The organism is Neisseria sp. P0001.S005 (genome assembly GCF_051963715.1).
Genome location: NZ_JBQCTZ010000350.1, coordinates 1 through 2,083, shown reverse-complemented (window position 1 = coordinate 2,083; position 2,083 = coordinate 1). Strand labels below are relative to the sequence as shown.

The following is a 2,083-nucleotide window of genomic DNA, read 5'->3' as shown; positions in this document are numbered from 1 at the left end:
ATCATCCATAAATTGTATTACGGACATTTTATGTGTCATGTGTTCCATCAGGACTACATCATTAAAAAAGGCAACGATTGCATGGCCTTGGAACATGAAATGCTCCACTTGCTTGACCAACGCGGCGCGCAATATCCTGCCGAACACAATGTCGGTCATCTGTATGAAGCCAAGCCTGCACTGAAACAGTTCTATAAAAAACTAGACCCAACCAACAGCTTCAACCCCGGTATCGGTAAAACCAGTAAGAAGAAAAACTGGGCTGAATAAAGTATAGTCAAACAAAGGCCGTCTGAATTTTTCAGACGGCCTTTTTATGTGTTTGCTTATCAGAACAGGTTACTGATGAAAATCAGCAGAATCACCAATGGCACGAGGTATTTCACATAAGCAAACCAGATATTGACGGTGGCATGGTTGCCTTTGTAGAGCAATTCGTCCTTTGCTTCATCTTTCATCACGAAACCGACAAACAAGGCAGAGCCAAGCGCGGTCAGCATAAACAGGATGTTGCCGCTAATATAGTCAAAGGCATCAAAAATGTTTTTGCCAAACACGGAAATTTCTTTCCATGGGCCGTAGCTCAAGATGGAAGGAATATTGCCGAAGATAAAAATACCTGCCAGTACGATGGTAATCGCGGCTGCGCGGCGGATTTTGGTTTTCTCCTGAATCGTCGTAATCAACACTTCATAAATCGTCAGCGAAGTCGTCAGCGCGGCAATCAGGAGCAGCGAGAAGAAAATCACGGCGAACACGGGTCCCGCCCACATATTCGAGAACACGATCGGCAGGCTTTGGAATACCAAAGTCGGGCCGGAATTAGGGGCAACGCCGAAGCTGAAGAGCGACGGGAAAATCATAAAGCCCGCCAACACGGCGATGATGGTATTGGTAATGGCAGTAATGACTGCGGTTTGCACCAAATTTTCGTTTTTATCCAAATAACTGGACAAAGTAATCATCACGCCGAAACCCAAGCTCAAGGCGAAGAATACTTGACCCAAAACGAAGACGAAAAGTTCGGTGGTAATTTTGCTGAAGTCAGGCTTCAGATAGAAAGTAATCCCTTCCATCGCGCCTGGCAGGGTAACGTTGCGCACGACCATGGCAATCAGGAACAAAAACAGCAGCGGCATCAGGTATTTTGCCGCTTTTTCAATGCCGCCGATGACGCCTTTGACCAAAATCCATTGGTTTACGATCACAAACAAGAAAGTGTAAAACGCAATTTCCCAAGGGCTGTTTTCGATGTGTTCGGTAAAGAAACTTTTGGTAACTTCGCCGGAAACAGGGCTGGAAATGTCCAAATTACCGCCGATGATATTGACGATGTAGCTGATAACCCAGCCGCCGAGTACCATGTAATAGGCCATGATGCCGAATGCGCCGAGCAAGCCCATCCAACCGACCAACTTCCAAACTTTGGCAACGGGTTTGCCATTCATTGTGCCGCCAAACGCATCCAGCGCGTTCACGCCTTTACGGCGGCCGATGACGTTTTCGACCAAAATCATCGGAATACCGATGACCAGCATGGCGATACAGAACAGAAACACATACGCGCCACCGCCGTTTTCACCGACTAAATACGGGAAACGCCAAGTTGCGCCAAAGCCGACAGTCGCGCCGGCAACGGTAAGGATGTAAGTTAAACGGTTGGACCAGGTTTGACGGGGTTGATTAGAAGACATAAATACTCAGATGCATAAAAATAAAGACAACATTTTACCGCAAAGATTTAACGAATCTTGACTAAAGTCGGAAAAGAGTATTAGTTAAAAAAACCATGTAATGAATAATTTTTAGTGGGTTTCTCTGGTTTGCTTGGTATTAAAACCTGCAAACAGAGAATTTGTCTGAAGCGATATGAATAATTGCAAGAGCCGTAACGATAAAGGCCGTCTGAAAAGTGGGATATGGGAAAGGGTTATTGTGAGGATATTGGATAGTACTAAGGTGTGCTTTTAAGTATGTCGGCAACAAAGATGGTATTTATCTAAAGGCTGAGACCTTTGCAAAATTCCCCAAAATCCCCTAAATTCCCACCAAGACATTTAGGGGATTTTTCATGAGTACCTTC

Annotated in this window: 1 protein-coding gene and 1 pseudogene; one reads left to right on the top strand and one right to left on the bottom strand. The window is 45.1% G+C overall.

Going from position 1 to position 2,083, the window contains the following annotated elements; translation table 11 throughout:
- Nucleotides 1–270, top strand: a pseudogene (locus tag ACTHSP_RS20005) (D-lactate dehydrogenase); the annotation flags it as partial.
- A 59-nt stretch (nt 271–329) separates the two neighbouring features.
- Here the strand turns inward: ACTHSP_RS20005 and ACTHSP_RS20000 are convergent.
- On the bottom strand, nt 330–1,694 hold the full coding sequence (locus tag ACTHSP_RS20000) for a sodium-dependent transporter (protein ID WP_314513671.1): 1,365 nt from the start codon (nt 1,692–1,694) through the stop codon (nt 330–332).
- Nucleotides 1,695–2,083: the final 389 nt, after the last annotated feature.

Excerpts from the sequence above, each read along its gene's own strand:
- ACTHSP_RS20000 (WP_314513671.1), bottom strand. The coding sequence starts at position 1,694 with ATGTCTTCTAATCAACCCCGTCAAACCTGGTCCAACCGTTTAACTTAC.